General features: G+C 68.4%; 13 protein-coding genes. 7 read left to right on the forward strand and 6 right to left on the reverse strand.

Translation table 11 applies throughout. The features are described 5' to 3' along the window. Nucleotides 1-67: 67 nt before the first annotated feature. From rpsO to B0W80_RS11225, 3 genes are all read right to left on the reverse strand, one after another. On the reverse strand, nucleotides 68-334 hold the full coding sequence (gene rpsO, locus B0W80_RS11215) for a 30S ribosomal protein S15 (RefSeq protein ID WP_076999215.1): 267 nt from the start codon (nucleotides 332-334) through the stop codon (nucleotides 68-70). 106 nt (nucleotides 335-440) lie between these two features. Next, nucleotides 441-1,610: a pyridoxal phosphate-dependent aminotransferase gene (locus tag B0W80_RS11220; protein WP_076999216.1), complete on the reverse strand. Its 1,170-nt coding sequence runs from the start codon at nucleotides 1,608-1,610 to the stop codon at nucleotides 441-443. A 21-nt stretch (nucleotides 1,611-1,631) separates the two neighbouring features. Beyond that, nucleotides 1,632-2,915 (reverse strand): branched-chain amino acid ABC transporter substrate-binding protein, encoded by a 1,284-nt coding sequence (locus B0W80_RS11225; protein WP_076999217.1) that lies wholly within the window; start codon nucleotides 2,913-2,915, stop codon nucleotides 1,632-1,634. Nucleotides 2,916-3,038: 123 nt separating this feature from the next. Here B0W80_RS11225 and B0W80_RS11230 point away from each other — a divergent pair, with 123 nt between their 5' ends. Together B0W80_RS11230 and B0W80_RS11235 are read left to right on the forward strand one after the other, a co-directional pair. Continuing rightward, a complete protein-coding gene (locus B0W80_RS11230; protein WP_076999261.1) occupies nucleotides 3,039-3,407 on the forward strand; it encodes an Hsp20/alpha crystallin family protein in 369 nt (122 codons plus the stop codon). Between the two features lie 217 nt (nucleotides 3,408-3,624). Further along, nucleotides 3,625-4,371, forward strand: coding sequence for an alpha/beta hydrolase (locus B0W80_RS11235; protein WP_076999218.1), 747 nt, complete (start codon nucleotides 3,625-3,627; stop codon nucleotides 4,369-4,371). On the opposite strand, the gene tsaD is transcribed toward B0W80_RS11235, so the two are convergent. Next, complete coding sequence (gene tsaD / locus B0W80_RS11240) at nucleotides 4,316-5,368, reverse strand: tRNA (adenosine(37)-N6)-threonylcarbamoyltransferase complex transferase subunit TsaD (RefSeq protein ID WP_076999219.1); 1,053 nt, start codon at nucleotides 5,366-5,368, stop codon at nucleotides 4,316-4,318. The genes B0W80_RS11235 and tsaD overlap by 56 nt on opposite strands. An 84-nt stretch (nucleotides 5,369-5,452) precedes the next feature. On the opposite strand from tsaD, the gene B0W80_RS11245 reads away from it, so the two are divergent. The 4 genes from B0W80_RS11245 to B0W80_RS11260 all read left to right on the forward strand — a co-directional run bounded on the left by B0W80_RS11245 (nucleotide 5,453) and on the right by B0W80_RS11260 (nucleotide 10,048). Next, nucleotides 5,453-6,733: a nitrate regulatory protein gene (locus B0W80_RS11245; RefSeq protein WP_076999220.1), complete on the forward strand. Its 1,281-nt coding sequence runs from the start codon at nucleotides 5,453-5,455 to the stop codon at nucleotides 6,731-6,733. 312 nt (nucleotides 6,734-7,045) lie between these two features. Next, nucleotides 7,046-8,290, forward strand: a complete 1,245-nt coding sequence (locus tag B0W80_RS11250) for a CmpA/NrtA family ABC transporter substrate-binding protein (RefSeq protein ID WP_076999221.1) — start codon at nucleotides 7,046-7,048, stop codon at nucleotides 8,288-8,290. A gap of 10 nt (nucleotides 8,291-8,300) precedes the next feature. Next, nucleotides 8,301-9,224, forward strand: a complete 924-nt coding sequence (gene ntrB / locus B0W80_RS11255; protein ID WP_076999222.1) for a nitrate ABC transporter permease — start codon at nucleotides 8,301-8,303, stop codon at nucleotides 9,222-9,224. Next, the gene (locus B0W80_RS11260) at nucleotides 9,221-10,048 is read left to right on the forward strand and encodes an ABC transporter ATP-binding protein (RefSeq protein ID WP_076999223.1); all 828 of its coding nucleotides are present in this window, start codon (nucleotides 9,221-9,223) and stop codon (nucleotides 10,046-10,048) included. The genes ntrB and B0W80_RS11260 overlap by 4 nt, the downstream gene beginning before the upstream one ends. 23 nt (nucleotides 10,049-10,071) lie before the next feature. Here B0W80_RS11260 and B0W80_RS11265 read toward each other — a convergent pair whose 3' ends face one another. Further along, nucleotides 10,072-11,346, reverse strand: coding sequence for a type IV pili methyl-accepting chemotaxis transducer N-terminal domain-containing protein (locus B0W80_RS11265; RefSeq protein WP_076999262.1), 1,275 nt, complete (start codon nucleotides 11,344-11,346; stop codon nucleotides 10,072-10,074). A 243-nt stretch (nucleotides 11,347-11,589) separates the two neighbouring features. Between B0W80_RS11265 and B0W80_RS11270 the strand changes: the two genes are divergently transcribed. Further along, on the forward strand, nucleotides 11,590-12,870 hold the full coding sequence (locus B0W80_RS11270; protein ID WP_076999224.1) for a nitrate/nitrite transporter: 1,281 nt from the start codon (nucleotides 11,590-11,592) through the stop codon (nucleotides 12,868-12,870). Between the two features lie 41 nt (nucleotides 12,871-12,911). Here B0W80_RS11270 and B0W80_RS11275 read toward each other — a convergent pair whose 3' ends face one another. Continuing rightward, on the reverse strand, nucleotides 12,912-14,630 hold the full coding sequence (locus B0W80_RS11275; RefSeq protein ID WP_076999263.1) for a bifunctional protein-serine/threonine kinase/phosphatase: 1,719 nt from the start codon (nucleotides 14,628-14,630) through the stop codon (nucleotides 12,912-12,914). Nucleotides 14,631-14,655: the final 25 nt, after the last annotated feature.

The following is a 14,655-nucleotide window of genomic DNA, read 5'->3' on the forward strand; positions in this document are numbered from 1 at the left end:
TCGATTCGCGAAGTAAAAAACGCCTGAGCTAGCGGACTAACCCAGGCGTTCCTTCATATGAATCGGCTTACTTGCGCAGACCCAGCTTGGCGATCAGGGCGCTGTAGCGGTCGACGTCCTTGGACTTGAGGTAGTCCAGCAGTTTGCGGCGGCGGCTCACCATGCGCAGCAGGCCGCGACGACCGTGGTGGTCCTTGGCATGCGTCTTGAAGTGGGGGGTGAGTTCGTTGATGCGGGCGGTCAGCAGTGCGACTTGCACTTCGGGGCTGCCGGTGTCGTTGGCGGCGCGGGCGTTGTCCTTGACGACTTCGGCCTTGATGGAGGCTGCGATCATTGATTGATTTCCTTGTTCCGGGATGTTTGACTTGCGGCGGGCACTGGAACTGCACCCGTCGTGCGCCTTGCGGCATGCAAAGCCTTGGGATTATACATAGCGACCCTCACGCGGCCGGTTGCCGGCCCTGCAGCCACCCCTCGAGCCGATCGACGCCCTGGGCCAGGCGCTCGGCATCCTTCGACGCGAAGCACCAGCGCAGCCAGCCTTGGGCTTCCGGCGCGAAGGCGTTGCCCGGCGCCAGGCCGAGCCCCGCCTCGGCCACGAGCCGCTTGGCCAGCGCGAGCGAATCGTCGAAGCCTTCGAGCCGGAAGAAGGCATACATGCCGCCGCGGGCCGGCGCCACTTGCACGCCAGGGACCCGGGCCAGCAGCGGGACGAGCCGGTCGCGGCAGGACTTGAGCTGCGCCACCACGCGCGGCGTGACCTCATTGCCGAGTCCCAGGGCCGCGATGCCGGCACGCTGGGTGAACACGCTGGTGCAGGAAGTGTTGAACTCGATCAGCTTGCCCATGGCATCGACCAGCGTCGGCGGCAGCACGAGCCAGCCCAGGCGCCAGCCGGTCATCAGGAAGCTCTTGGAGAAGCTGTGGACCACGACCAGCCGGTCATCCGGCTCGGCCACGTCCAGGAAGCTCGGAGCGCAGGCGTTCGGGGTGGGCTCGTAGTAGAGCCGCTCGTAGACCTCGTCGGCCAGGATCCAGGTGCCGGTCCGCCGGCAATGCGTGACGATCGCCTGCTGCTCCGCGCGCGTCAGCGTCCAGCCGGTCGGATTGTTCGGCGCATTGACGACGAGCAGCTTCGTGGCCGGCGTCACCGCGGCCAGGAGCGCATCCAGATCGAGCGTCCACTCCCCGCCCTTCGGCACCAGCGAGACACGGCGCACGCGCGCGCCCAGGATCGCCGGCTGCGCCGTCAGGTTGGGCCACACCGGCGTCACCGCCACCACCTCGTCGCCCGCATCGACCAGAGCCTGCACGGCCAGCATCAACGCGCTCACACCACCCGAGGTGACGGCGATGCGCCCGGCGTCGATGGACGGATGCAGGCTGCTCATGTAGCCCGCGATCGCCTGGCGCAATTCGGGCAGCCCCAGGTTGTGCGCATAGAAGGTCTCGCCGCGCTGCAGCGACTCGATGGCCGCCTGGCGGATCGGCTCCGGCGTCACCTCGTCGCCCTCGCCGAACCAGAAGGCCAGCACGTCGGCGCGGCCCATGCCCGCATTGGCGACCTCGCGGATCTTGGAGGCTTCGAGGTTCTGGATGGCTTCGCGCATCTTGGAGTCCTTCTGTGACGGTCAGGGGCGCTGCATCTTGCAGCTCGTAGGCATCTCGGCGCGCTCCGCTGGAATGGTGCGCACCACGCGAAAGCCGTAGCCTGAGCCTTCCACGTCGAACTTCACGCCGGGACTGCCTTGGCGGTCCATCATGCCGACGACCAGGCTCTGCTGGAACTGATGGTCTGACGCACGCATGCGGCCGCCCTGCCCCGCCAGGCTGACGTCGGCGCGCTCGAGCGCACGCCCCACCGCCACCGTGTCGACGCTGCCCGCGCGTTCGACCGCCTGCGCCAGCGCCTCGACGAGCAACTGCATCCGCATGTGCACGTAGTCGTCGGCAGGCTTCGGAAAGCGCTCGCGAAAGGCCCGGTAGAAGGCTTCCGATTCGCGCGTCTGCACGTTGGGCAGCCAGTCGGCCACCGCGGCGACGCGCCCGATACCGGCATCGCCGATCGCCGCCGGCGCGCCGAGCGCATTGCCGTAGAAGGTGTAGAAGCTGCCGTTGAAGCCCGCCTCGCGCGCCGCCTTCACCATCAGCGTGAGGTCGTTGCCCCAGTTGCCGGTAACCACGGCCTGCGCGCCGCTCGCGAGGATCTTGGTCGCGTAGGGCGCGAAGTCCTTCACGCGGCCCATCGGGTGCAGTTCCTCGCCGACGATCTGCACATCGGGCCGCAGTTGGCCCAGCTGGCGTTTCGATTCGCGCAGCACCGCCTGGCCGAAGCTGTAGTCCTGGCCGATCAGGTAGACGCGCTTGAGGGACGCGTCGTTCTTCATCACCTCCATCAGCGCCGTCACGCGCATGTCGGCGTGCGCGTCGAATCGAAAGTGCCAGAAGCTGCAACGCTCGTTGGTCAGCACCGGATCGACCGCCGAGTAGTTGAGGAAGAGCACGCGCCGCGACACGTCCCGCTCGTTGTTCTTGTCGATCGCATCCACCAGCGCCGCGGCCGTGGCCGACGAGTTGCCCTGCAGCACGATGCGCGCGCCGTCGTCCATCGCGGCACGCAGTGCGGAAAGAGCCTCTTCGTTCTGCCCCTTGCTGTCGTAGCGGTCGAGTTGCAGAAAGCGATTGCCGCCGGGCAGCTTGATTCCGCCGCGGGCATTCACCCGCTCCACCGCCCACAGCAGGTTGCGGAACACAGCCTCGCCGGTGTTGGCGAAGGGGCCGCTCATGCTCTCGATCAGTGCCAGGCGAATGGGCGTCACGGTCTGGGCATGGAGCGCCGGCAAGCCGGTCGCGCATAGCGCCGAGGCCACGAATTTCAAGGCCCGTCGACGGCAAATAAAGCTGGATGAATGCATCTTGAAAGCCCACCTGCTGCGCCTAGATGGGTTGGCAAGCGGCACTCTGTTGAAAGGCCGCGCAGTGTAAGGGACGCACATCTCTCGTCCCCATTGTGTTCATCAGGAGTACCCATCATGTCCTTGTTCTTCGCACCTGCCCATCGCGCTTCGTTCGCCCCCCGTTCGTTCGACCGCAGCTTCGAACGCTTCGTCAACGATGCCTTCTCGGCATCGCGCCGTTCACTCAACGTCGAACAGGACGACAAGAGCTGGACCGTGACGCTCGACGTTCCCGGCTTCGCCCGTGAAGACCTCACCATCGGCATCGAAGGCGCCGTCGTGCGCATCGAGAGCAAGGCCGACGCCAAGCGCAAGTTCAAGGCCGCCTACGAACTGCCGCAGGACATCGATGTCGCCGCCAGCGAGGCCAAGCTCGAAAACGGTGTATTGACGCTCAAGCTCGGCAAGCTCGTCCCTGTCAGCAACGTCGCGCAGCTGACCATCAACTGATTTCCGCGCGTTCAGCGTGTTTCAGAGTTGCTGAACACGCAAACAGCTCAACAGGCCGGTAACTTTTTGTTGCCGGCCTTTTTTGTTCCTGATCACAAAATATGTGCCAACAACGTCACATTAAGCGGCGTTTCTTCTTACATATTTCCGGCCCATCGTCTGTTTAGCCTTCTTGCGGCTCGCCCCGTAACCGGTTGCAGACGACTTACGACGCAACATGAAAACGCACCTGAAGCCTGCCTTCGACAACTTGCGCTCGGACACTCTCCTGGTCTTTCTGCCAGGCGCCTTCCTGAAGCCCGAAGAGTTCGAACGCGAAGGCTTCGTCAGTGCCGTGCGCGAGCGTGAACTGGCCGCCGATGCCCTGCTGGTCGACGCCGACGTGTCCTACTACTACGACCAGAGCTTCATCGAGCGCCTGCAGGACGACGTGCTCCAGCCGCAGCGCGCCCTGGGCTACAAGACCATCTGGCTGGTGGGCATCTCGATCGGGGGCTTCGGCGCCTTGATCCACGAACTGGCCAAGCCCGGCACCGTCGACGGCATCGTGACCCTTGCGCCCTACCTCGGCCGCCGCCCGATCGGCGCCGAGATCCACAAGGCCGGCGGGCTGCGGACCTGGAAAGCCCCCGAAGGTCCGCCGCCGGACGAAGAAGTCGACCGCAAGCTGTGGCCCTGGCTGCAGCAGTACGCGAATGCCGCGCCCGCGAAGGATCTTCCACCGCTGTACCTGGGCTACGGCTTGGCCGACCGCTTCGCGGCCAACCACCGCCTGCTGGCCGACGCCCTGCCGGCCGGCCAGGTGTTCACCACCGAGGGCGGACACGACTGGCCGCAATGGTCGCAGCTGTGGCGCAAGATGCTCGACGTGCTGCCGCTGCCCGCGCTCGCCGGCCGCAAAAACCCGTCTAGCCGAACTGCGGTTCCGGCTCTCCCAGCGACGCCAGTGGCCATCGCGGCTTGACGTCGAAGGCGTAGCGCTCGGTCGCTTCCTGCACGCCGGCCTGCAGCCGCATCGCGCCGGCCATCGCGATCATGGCGCCGTTGTCGGTGCACAGGTGCAACTCGGGGTAGTGCACCCGAACGCCGCGCTGGGCACAGGCCGCATTCAGCTGAGTCCGCAGTGCCTGGTTGGCACCGACGCCGCCGGCGACCACCAGGCGCTTCAGTCCGCTCTCTTCGATGGCGCGAAGTGATTTCTTCAGCAGCACGTCGACGATGGCCGCCTGCGTGGACGCCGCCAGGTCGGCCTTGCGCGCTTCCAGTTCGCCGCCCAGCTTGCGCGCCTGGGTCAGCACCGCGGTCTTGAGGCCGGCGAAGGAGAAATCGAGGTCGCCGCTGTGCAGCAGCGGCCGCGGCAGCTTGAAGGCCGCGGGGTCGCCTGACTCCGCCAACTTGGCCAGCCACGGCCCGCCCGGATAGGGCAGGCCCATGAGCTTGGCGCTCTTGTCGAAGGCCTCCCCGGCCGCGTCGTCGATGGTTTCGCCCAGCAGGTCGTAGCGCCCCACGTCGTCGACCCGCATCAGCTGCGTGTGCCCGCCCGACACCAGGAGCGCGACGAAAGGAAATTCGGGCGGATCGGCGCTGAGGAACGGCGACAGCAAGTGCCCCTCGAGGTGGTGCACGCCCAGCACCGGCTTGCCGAGCGCAGCCGCCAGGGCGCAAGCCACGCCGGCACCCACCAGCAGCGCACCCGCCAGCCCCGGCCCGCGCGTGTAGGCGACGACGTCCACATCGGCCAGCCCGCGCCCCGCCTCGTCCAGCACTGCTTGCGCCAGCGGCAGCACACGCCGGATGTGATCGCGGCTCGCCAGTTCCGGCACCACGCCGCCGTAGGCCTGGTGCATGGCGATCTGGCTGTGCAGCGCATGCGCGGCCAGGCGCGGCAGACCGCCCTCACCCGCCTCGACCAGCGCCACGCCCGTTTCGTCGCAGGAGGACTCGATTCCCAATACAAGCATGCGGCGAGTGTAGGAGGCTCGCCGGGCCGGGGCACGAATGTTGCTCGATGCCCGCACGACGAGCACTCGCCTGCAACCCACACGATGAAATCCGGCCTGAGCTTTCTGATCGCCGCCCTGCGTTGCGAGATCGACGAACTCGACCAGCTCGCCCGCACCAGCGCACTGGTCGCGACCATCGGGCGGCTGGTCCACGCGCTGCAGCGCGAGCGCGGCCTGTCCAATGTCTTCCTGGCTTCCGGCGGCTGCCGCTTCGCAGCGCAGCGCGCGGAGCAGACCCACGCCTGCCTGTTGGCCGAAGAGGCGGTTCGCGCCTGCTTCGACCGGCTCGAAGCCGACGCCAGCGGCATCGGCAACGGCGCGCGCCTGTTCAGCCGCATCGCCTGGGTGCTGCCCGGCCTGGCGGCCCTGCCCACGCTGCGCAGCCGCATCGGCGCGATGGAGCTCTCGCCCGCGGATGCGACGGCCGCCTTCGTCAAGCTCGTCTCGGGGCTCTTGGCCGTGGTGTTCGAGGCGGCCGACGGCGCCACCGACCCCGAGATCTCGCGACTTCTCGTGGCGATGTTCAACTTCATGCAGGGCAAGGAATTCGCGGGCCAGGAGCGCGCCTGCGGTGCCGCAGCCTTCGCCTCGGGCCGCAACGACGCCGACCGCCAGCAGCAGTGGCTGCATCTCATCGAATCGCAGGAACGCTGCTTCCAGGTCTTCGTCGAGTTCGCCGGCGGAGCGATGGGCGAGCGCTGGTACGCCAATCAATCGCCGCAGCAACTGGCCGAACAGGAGCGCATGCGCCGCATCGCCTGCGCGGCGCCTGCCGGCGTGGTGCTCGACCCCGAACTCAGCTCCACCTGGTTCGACTGCTGCAGCCGCCGCATCGACGCCATGCAGGCCGTCGAAGAACAGCTGGCCGCAGACCTGCGGCTCATCTGCGAGCAGAAGACCGCCCGCGCACGCGCCGAGCTGACGGCGCACGAAGCGCTGCTCGCGCACCTGGCCGACGACGAAGGCACGCCCTCCGCCGCGTTCTTCGACGAAAGCGCGCCGGCCCAGAGCCCGCCGCGCGTAATGGGCGCGGCGCCGCCTTACGGCCGCCAGCTCGAGCGCTCGATCCTCGACATGGTCCAGGAGCAGTCGCTGCGCCTTCAGGCGATGGGCGAAGAGCTCGACACCGTTCGTGCCGCCCTCAACGAGCGCAAGCTGGTCGAGCGCGCCAAGGGCCTGCTGATGGCGCACCGGCGCCTCAGCGAGGAAGAGGCGCACAAGATGCTTCGACGCACGGCCATGAGCCAGGGACGCCGCCTGGTCGAGGTCGCCGAATCGGTGTTGGCCATGGCCGAGTACCTGCCGCCACAACCCGTGCGCTGACCACCCTCGGATGGTGCGCTGCACAACAAGAGTGCCGCCCACGCGAAGACCGCCCGATCGTGGCCAATCCAATGCCCACCGGGGCGTACCTGCTACGGACTTCATAGCAAGCAGCTCTGGCACGCAGCTTGCTCAGTCTCACGCAGGCGACATCCAACGGCGGATGCTGCCGACCGAACCGGACAAAGGCGTCCCCATCCCGCAAGGGCTCGTTTTCGAGCAGCCCCTGCGCGGTGCGGACGCCTTTTCGTTTTTGCCTCTCGCTTTTTTTGCTTTTTTCTCCTCCCAGTCCTCTCAACCGGAGCCCGCCCCATGAACGACCTGCTGAAACCGAAACTGAGCCGACGCCGAGTGCTGCAAGCCGCCGCCATCGGCGCGATCGGCATCGACCCGGCCTTGCGCGCCGCGGTCTGGGCCCAGGGCTCGGACAAGCCCGAGAAGGAAGAGGTCAAGATCGGCTTCATTCCCCTCACCGACTGCGCCAGCGTGGTGATGGCCTCGGTGCTCGGCATCGACAAGAAGTACGGCGTGAAGATCGTGCCCAGCAAAGAGGCGAGCTGGGCCGGCGTGCGCGACAAGCTGGTCAACGGCGAACTCGACATGGCCCACGTGCTCTACGGCCTGGTCTACGGCGTGCACCTGGGCATCAGCGGCCCCAAGAAGGACATGGCCGTGCTGATGACGCTCAACAACAACGGCCAGGCGATCACGCTGTCGAAGAAGCTGGCCGACAAGGGCGCCGTCGATGCAGCCTCGCTCGCCAAGCTCATCACCACCGAGAAGCGCGAGTACACCTTCGCCCAGACCTTCCCGACCGGCACCCACGCGATGTGGCTGTACTACTGGCTCGCCTCGGCCGGCATCGACCCGTTCAAGGACGTCAAAAACATCGTGGTGCCGCCGCCCCAGATGGTCGCCAACATGCGCGTGGGCAACATGGACGGCTTCTGCGTCGGCGAGCCGTGGAACCAGCGCGCGATCATGGACAACATCGGCGTCACCGCCGTCACCACGCAGGACATCTGGCGCGACCATCCGGAGAAGGTGCTGGGCACCACCGGCGACTTCGTCAAGAAGTACCCCAACACCGCGCGCGCCGTGACGGCCGCCATCCTCGAAGCCGGCAAGTGGATCGACACCGGCCTGCAGAACAAGAACAAGATGGCCGAGACCATCGCCGACAAGAGCTACGTCAACACCAGCGTGGACGCGATCAACCAGCGCATCCTGGGCCGCTACACCAACGGCCTCGGCAAGAACTGGGACGACCCGAACCACATGAAGTTCTACAACGACGGTGCGGTCACCTTCCCCTACCTGTCGGACGGCATGTGGTTCCTGACCCAGCACAAGCGCTGGGGTTTGCTCAAGGAGCATCCCGATTACTTCAAGGTCGCCACCGAGATCAACCGCGTCGACATCTACAAGCAGGCCGCGGCGGCCACCAAGACATCCGTGCCCAAAGACGCGCTGCGCACCAGCAAGCTGATCGACGGCGCGGTGTGGGACGGGAAGAACCCGAAGCAGTACGCCGATTCCTTCAAGTTGCATGTCTGAGGAGCGCACCATGGTCAGTGCCGTCTTTCATTCGCCGCTCGATGCGGCCGCCGGCCACCTGCCGGCCCCCGTCGCCGCGCGCACCGCGGTGCCCGCCGCCGCACACGCAGCAGAGCCGGTGCAGACCGCAGCCGAAGAACGCACGCCGCGTGACTTCAGCTGGGTCTGGCTGCGCGTGCTGCCGCCGCTCATGGGCTTCGCGCTGCTGATCCTGATCTGGGAGCTGGTGGCGCTCAAGAGCACGACCGGCTTCCCGTCCCCGGGTGTCGTGTGGCAACAGGCGCTGAGCGTCTTCAGCGACCCGTTCTACAGCAAGGGCCCCAACGACCAGGGCGTGGGCTGGAACGTGCTGTCGTCGTTGCAGCGCGTGGCGCTGGGCTTCGGGCTCGCCGCCGCGGTGGGCATTCCGGCCGGCTTCGCGATCGGGCGCTTCTCGTTCCTCGCACGCATGTTCAATCCGCTCATCAGCCTGCTGCGGCCGGTGTCGCCGCTGGCCTGGCTGCCGATCGGGCTGCTGGTGTTCAAGGGCGCCAACCCGGCCGCCATCTGGACCATCTTCATCTGCTCGATCTGGCCGATGGTCATCAACACCGCGGTGGGCGTGCAGCGCGTGCCCAGCGACTACATGAACGTGGCGCGCGTGCTCAACCTGTCCGAATGGAAGATCCTCACCAAGATCCTCTTCCCCGCCGTGCTGCCCTACATGCTGACCGGCGTGCGCCTGGCGGTCGGCACAGCCTGGCTGGTGATCGTGGCGGCCGAGATGCTGACCGGCGGCGTCGGCATCGGCTTCTGGGTGTGGGACGAGTGGAACAACCTCAACGTCGCCAACATCATCATCGCGATCTTCGTGATCGGCATCGTGGGCCTGGTGCTCGAGTTCGCGCTGATCCGCATCGCCACCGCGTTCACGTTCGAAGAGGTGAAGGCATGAGCACGAGCACTGCCATTGCTGCGGATGCGAAGTACATCCAGGTCCAGGGCGTCGAGCAGCGCTTCAAGACGCCCAAGGGCAGCTTCCTCGCGCTGCGCGACATCGACCTGCAGGTGGCCAAGGGCGAGTTCATCACGCTGATCGGCCACTCGGGCTGCGGCAAGTCGACCCTGCTGAACCTGATCGCGGGGCTGACCACGCCCACGCAGGGCGCCCTGCTCTGCGCCAACCGCGAGATCAAGGGCCCGGGCCCCGAGCGCGCGGTGGTGTTCCAGAACCATTCGCTGCTGCCCTGGCTCAGCTGCTACGAGAACGTGTACCTGGCCGTCGAGCGCGTGTTCGCCGCGACCGAGAACAAGGCACAGCTCAAGGCCCGCACAGAAGCCGCGCTCGCGCTGGTCGGCCTGAGCGCCGCCGCGCAGAAGCGGCCCGGCGAGATCTCGGGTGGCATGAAGCAGCGCGTCGGCATCGCGCGCGCACTGTCGATGGAACCCAAGGTGCTCTTGATGGACGAGCCCTTCGGCGCCCTCGATGCGCTGACGCGCGCCAAGCTGCAGGACGAGTTGCTCGCCATCGTGCAGAAGACGCACAGCACGGTGGTGATGGTCACGCACGACGTCGACGAAGCCGTGCTGCTGTCCGACCGCATCGTCATGCTCACCAACGGGCCGGCCGCCACCATCGGCGAGATCCTTTCGGTGGACCTGCCGCGCCCGCGCGACCGTGTGGCCTTGGCGGAAGACCCGGTCTACGTGCACGCGCGCAAGGCCGTGATCGACTTCCTCTACACGCGGCAGGCGCACGTCGAAAAGACGGCAGCCTGAACACGCGGCGGCGAACACGGGGCTCAGGACATGATGACCTGCAAGCTGTGTTCGTACGAGGCCGTCAAACGGTCGAAAGTGTCGGCCAGCACTTCGCTGGCGCGCACCAGGTCCGCCCGGCCCTCGGCCCTGTCGGCCTCGCGCACGCCGCGCACCAGCCGCAGCCATTCGTCGCGCGCGCCGGCGAGTGCGGCGCGGATCTCGGGCGAGCTCAGCGGTGCACGCTCCAGTTCGAGCAGCGAGGCCTCGAAAGCGTCCATGGTCGGCGCCAGACGCATGCTCCATTCACCACCGCCCAGCAGCGATGCGAGCAGCGCATCCTTGGCGAGGCGCTGCGCCCGCATGCGTTGCCGGCCGCACAGGTTGACGATGCGCAGCGCGCGCCGTCCGCCCGAGGTTTCGAGCGCGTCGGTCAGCGCCTCGGCGGCGGTCAGGAGCGCCTCCGCGTCGACGTCGATGGCGCCGAGCGCGGCCGGCGACAGGCGCGCACCGAGCGCCGCGTCCAGCGCCTCCCAGGCCGCGCGCACGCGCTCCAGCGCCATCTTGCTCAGCTCGTCGAGTGGGAGGGCCGCGAGATGAGCCAGGTTGTCCTGCACCCGCGCGACCGACTCGGTGCGCAAGCTGCGGCTGCGTCGCGCATCGACGCCGGCCAGCGCCTGCGCAGCCAGCCGCGCCAGCCGCTGCGACAGCATGCGCAGTTGCCCGGCACGGTTGATGGCCTCGGCCCACTGCGCCGCCTCCACCACGGAGCGCGACAGCTCGCCCACGCGCAGGTTGGCATGCATGGCCGCGCCACGCAGCAGCACGAACGCGGCGTCCTCGTCGATGCCGCGCGCCGACATCAGCAGGCCCTTGGCGCGGTCCACCCACTTGCGCTCGTCCAGGTGCGCGAGCGAGCGCGTCAACGTGTCGCGCAGCGCCGCCTCGCGCCGCCAGCGTGCGTCGGCCCGCGCGAGCAATGCGCGCAGCGCGGGCGCATCCAGGCCGACGGCGAGCGACCAGGCGTTCACGCCGACATGCACCAGCTCCTCGTGCTGCGACGCCGCCAACGGGCCGCAGACCAGGCTCACGGGATGCGGCGGCGCACCGGCCCAGGCCGCCTGCAGCGCCGCGCGCAGGCCGGCGATGGATGCGGGTTGCCAGGCCAGCAGCTGCTGCGGCACCAGCATGGAAGCCTGCTGCACCAGGGTGTCGCACGTCGCGGCGCCGATGGCGGCCGCATCGGACGTCGCCAGCAGGCGCTGCAGCGCGTCGGGAACGGCGTCGGCATCGGGCAGGACGAGCAGCAAACGGATCATGGCCAGCGCATTGTGGAAGAACGGTGCGCGCGCAGCATAGGCCACGAATGGCGGGCACGGGTCTTGCGTGACGGAGGGCGCGGTGTAACGAAGCACCGCTTTGGTGAAGTCCCCGGCCGCAGCGCCGGCAGCTCGCCACCCCACGCGCCGCCGGCTCCCGGCGGTCCAACCCCCTTGCGTCCATCCACCTGCGCAGCCTCGCACCGGCTGTGCGGCGCCTTGGCGCATTGACGAACCACCGCCATGTCCACCCGCTTCAAGACCTTCCTGAGCTCCGGGCACTCGCCCACCCTGTTCGCAGCCTTCCTGTACTTCACGTTCTCGTGCTGCATCTGGGTGCTCAACGGTGCCATGGCGCCGTTCATCAGCGAGACCTTCCAGCTCACGCCCGCGCAAAAGGGGCTGATGCTGTCGATCCCGATCATCGCGGGCGCGCTGATGCGCTTTCCGCTCGGCATCCTCGCGCAGTACATTGGCCGCAAGAACGCCACGCTGGTCGAGATGGGCCTCATCGCGGTCGCGATGCTGTTCGGATTCTTCCTGGTGCACAGCTTCAACGACCTGCTCGCCATGGGCGTGTTGCTGGGCATCGCGGGCGCCAGCTTCGGCGTGGCCCTTTCGCTGGGCTCGGGCTCCTTCCCGCCGCAGAACAAGGGCCTGGCCATGGGCCTCGTGGGTGCCGGCAACGTGGGCACAGCGCTGTCGGTGCTGGTGGCGCCGCCGCTCGCGCAGTGGCTGGGCTGGCAGGCGGTGTACGGCGTGGCGGCGGTTGCGATCCTGATCCCGATGGTCGTGATGGTGCTCTTCGCACAAGAGCCGCCCGACGTCGACAGCCATGCCAGCCTGCGCGAGCACGTGGCCTGCCTGTTCGAGAAGGACGGCTGGGCCTTCAGCCTGATCTACGGCATCACCTTCGGCGGCTTCATCGGGCTCATCACCTTCCTGCCCTCGTACTACTACGACCAGTTCGGCGTGAGCAAGGTGCAGGCCGGCCAGCTGACCATGCTGGCCGCCTTCATGGGTGCGGCGGTGCGCGTGATGGGCGGCTGGATCTCCGACCGCTGGGGCGGCGTCAACACGCTCACGGTGGTGCTGATGGTGGCCGCGGTGACGCTGGCGCTGATCGGCTTCAGCGCGGGCTCGCTGGTCCTCACGACGCTGCTGCTGATCGTCTGCTTCGCGGCACTCGGCGCCGGCAACGGCGCGCTGTTCCAGCTGGTGCCGCTGCGCTGGCCGACCACCACCGCGGTGGCGGGCTCGATGATCGGCGAGATCGGCGCGCTCGGTGGCGGCTTGGTGCCGAATGCGATGGGCCTGTCGAAGCAGTACTTCGGCACCTACCTGTGGGGCTTCTTGCTCTTCGCGGTGCTGGCCGTGGTGATGCTGGGCGTGATGCGCGTCATGCAGATCCGCTGGACGCGCACCTGGGCCGAGAAGGGTGGTCGCGCCCGCACGGCACCCGTCGCATCGGCCGCGCCGGTGGCCGATCGCGGTCGCGCCCTGCGCCGGCGCGTAGGAGGCTGACGACCATGCAGCCCCGCATTCCGCACAACCCCTTCGCCTGCTCAGCGCGGCAGGAACAGCAGCCAGAACACCAGCAGCGCGTTGAAGAGCAGCGAGAGGGCCAGCGCGATCTTCCACAGCGTGGCCGGATCGCGTCGCGCCAGCGGCGTGGCGCCGGGCGCACCGATCGGCCGCGCAGCCCCGCGCTCGAGCGCGAGCAGCATTTCTTCGGCCGTCTCGAAGCGCTGGCGCGGGTCGCGCGCGACGGCCTTGCGCACCAGGTGGTCGAGCCACATGGGCACGTCGGGCCGGATGCGCGACAAGGCCACGGGGTCGCGCCGGTAGCGTGCGCTCTGATAGGGCTCGATCTCGCCATAGGGCAGCCGACCGCCCAACCACTGGTAGAGCACCACGCCGAGTGCGAACAGGTCGCTGCCGGCGTCGGGCAAGCCGCCCTCCCACTGCTCGGGATTCATGTAGCTCGGCGTGCCCGCATGCAGTTCGCGCTGCGCCGCGCCCTCGCGTCCGGACAGCGCCACACCAAGGTCGAGGATGCGCCACTGGCCGTCGTCGCCCAGGTGCAGGTTGCCGGGCTTGATGTCACGGTGCACCACGCCGTGGCGATGCAGCCGGCCCAGCGCCTTGCAGATCTGGATGGCGGCCGCGACGACCTGGGCCACGGGCTGGCGCGCACCGTCCTTGCGCAGCTGGGCCTGCATCTGCTCGATGGTGCGGCCGCCATGCCAGTCGAACACGGTGTAGAGCGCGCTGGCCTGGCCGGCACGCGGATGCACGCGCACGAAGCCGGGCTCTCCGCGCGCGCTCACGCGCAGGCCCAGCCAGGCCTCGTGGGCCAGCATCGCGCGCTCTTCGGGGTCGCTCGCACGCGCAGGGTGCAGTGTCTTGATGGCCACCAGCGCGCGGCTTTGCAGGTCGCGGGCCTGGTACAGCCGATGCACGCCGGTGTCGGCGACCAGCGCGGTGACCTGGTAGCCGTCGAGCAGGTCGCCCACCTTCAGCGCGGCGGGCGGCACCAGCCGGCGCGCGTCGCCCAACTCGTCGTGCAGCTGGCGCGCGTCGAGGCCCAGCACGCGAATCACCAGTGCGGTGGCGTTGTCTCGGCTGCCGGCGGCGATGGCGGCCTCGACCATCGCGTCGCTGGCCTGCTGCGCGCTTCCGGCCAACGCCAGTTCGCCCACGCGCGCGGGCTTCAGCACGCCGTGCACGCCATCGGTGCTGAGCACGAAGCAGTCGCCCACGCGCAATTCGCCCTGCGTGTAGTCGACGCGCACGTGGTCGTCCAGGCCGACGGCGCGCGTGAGGCGGCTGCGCAGGTCGGGATGGTCCAGCGCATGGTCGACGGTCAGCGGCGTGGCGGCGCCTTCGTCGTGGCGCACGCGCCAGGCGCGCGTGTCGCCCACGTGGGCCAGCGTGTAGCCCTGCCCGTGCAGGGCCAGCGCGGTCAGCGTGGTCATCGCGCTGTCCTTGCCGCGTCGCCGGTTGTGGTCGGCCAGCCAGGCGTTCTGCGCGGCGATGAGGCGGTCCATCGCGACCGTCGGCTCCCAGGTGTCGGGCGTGGCGAAGTAGTCGCCCAGCAGGCCGATCACGGTGGTCTGCGCCGCCTCCAGGCCATGGCCACCGGACGACACGCCATCGGCAATGGCTGCGATCAGCCCGCGCGACTCCTCGCCGCGCGGCGCATGCACCGCACCGGCGAAGTCCTCGTTCTGCGGACGCGGTCCGCGATGGCTGCTGTAGCCGATCTCCACCTCGAAGCTCATGGCGCGCGATTGTCCACGCACGCCG

The sequence above is a fragment of the Variovorax sp. KK3 genome (assembly GCF_001984055.1).
In the GTDB taxonomy this organism is placed as follows: domain Bacteria; phylum Pseudomonadota; class Gammaproteobacteria; order Burkholderiales; family Burkholderiaceae_C; genus Variovorax.

Bases quoted from the DNA above. Each gene is read 5' to 3' on its own strand.
- rpsO (WP_076999215.1), bottom strand. From the start codon at position 334: ATGATCGCAGCCTCCATCAAGGCCGAAGTCGTCAAGGACAACGCCCGC.
- B0W80_RS11220 (WP_076999216.1), bottom strand. From the start codon at position 1,610: ATGCGCGAAGCCATCCAGAACCTCGAAGCCTCCAAGATCCGCGAGGTC.
- B0W80_RS11225 (WP_076999217.1), bottom strand. From the start codon at position 2,915: ATGCATTCATCCAGCTTTATTTGCCGTCGACGGGCCTTGAAATTCGTG.
- B0W80_RS11235 (WP_076999218.1), top strand. From the start codon at position 3,625: ATGAAAACGCACCTGAAGCCTGCCTTCGACAACTTGCGCTCGGACACT.
- tsaD (WP_076999219.1), bottom strand. From the start codon at position 5,368: ATGCTTGTATTGGGAATCGAGTCCTCCTGCGACGAAACGGGCGTGGCG.
- B0W80_RS11245 (WP_076999220.1), top strand. From the start codon at position 5,453: ATGAAATCCGGCCTGAGCTTTCTGATCGCCGCCCTGCGTTGCGAGATC.
- B0W80_RS11250 (WP_076999221.1), top strand. From the start codon at position 7,046: ATGAACGACCTGCTGAAACCGAAACTGAGCCGACGCCGAGTGCTGCAA.
- ntrB (WP_076999222.1), top strand. From the start codon at position 8,301: ATGGTCAGTGCCGTCTTTCATTCGCCGCTCGATGCGGCCGCCGGCCAC.
- B0W80_RS11260 (WP_076999223.1), top strand. From the start codon at position 9,221: ATGAGCACGAGCACTGCCATTGCTGCGGATGCGAAGTACATCCAGGTC.
- B0W80_RS11265 (WP_076999262.1), bottom strand. From the start codon at position 11,346: ATGATCCGTTTGCTGCTCGTCCTGCCCGATGCCGACGCCGTTCCCGAC.
- B0W80_RS11270 (WP_076999224.1), top strand. From the start codon at position 11,590: ATGTCCACCCGCTTCAAGACCTTCCTGAGCTCCGGGCACTCGCCCACC.
- B0W80_RS11275 (WP_076999263.1), bottom strand. From the start codon at position 14,630: ATGAGCTTCGAGGTGGAGATCGGCTACAGCAGCCATCGCGGACCGCGT.